The 723-nt window shown below is 49.8% G+C and carries 1 protein-coding gene; it reads right to left on the minus strand.

The genetic code is table 11. From position 1 onward, the window contains the following. Nucleotides 1–513, minus strand: a 513-nt coding sequence (locus AK963_RS30060; protein WP_139117819.1) for a hypothetical protein, incomplete at its 3' end; no start/stop codon positions are given. Between the last annotated feature and the right edge of the window lie 210 nt (nucleotides 514–723).

The following is a 723-nucleotide window of genomic DNA, read 5'->3' on the forward strand; positions in this document are numbered from 1 at the left end:
CGCTGACGGACAATGATTGCCACAAAAGGGAGATCGCCGGTTATGATGAGCATCGAAAAATACACCCAGAAAGACGGTCAAACCGGTTGGCTTGCGCATATCTCCCAGAAAAAGCGGAATCGTAAATCCTGTGCCTTGCTGCTCAATAAAGGCATTAATACAGTGCTGGCACTCATCGTTATCAATGCAGTATCGGACGTTGTTGACCGGTGCATCGTCTGCCTCCAGCAACGTGCGTTGAGTGACCTCTATTTTACTGTCGGGCCGTTTCTCCTTGCAGATATGGCAAGTCCAGGTGAGAGCCTCGCCGGTCAGGTTATCAAAGATCAGGTAGTCCCGCTGAACCCTCTGGTGGGTATCCAGCTCATCGAAGGTTTCAAAACAGCCAGTCCAGTCGTGGCCATGATGGGCTTCCATTAACTGGCGGGCATCATCACGGGTGGGCGCCGTAATCCGCACATAGCCCGGGTAATCGGGGTGGTCTGCACCTAAAGAGAGGTAATAATTATTCATCTTTTTTTCCTCAACAATGGTGGGAGCTTGATGTGTGTAGCTTTGCACTGAACCACTCTTAAATGCTGGTAGAGAAAACAGCTGCAATACCTTATTGCGCTGGTGAGCTGAACGAACCCTTCGTTAAAGTTCCTCGCCATTGCTAGTGCTATGACCCGTCACTTTATCTTTATGCCCTTTAGGGGATTGTCCTTCAGCTCAGTCCACCAT

The organism is Endozoicomonas atrinae (assembly GCF_001647025.1).
GTDB classification, from domain to species: domain Bacteria; phylum Pseudomonadota; class Gammaproteobacteria; order Pseudomonadales; family Endozoicomonadaceae; genus Endozoicomonas; species Endozoicomonas atrinae.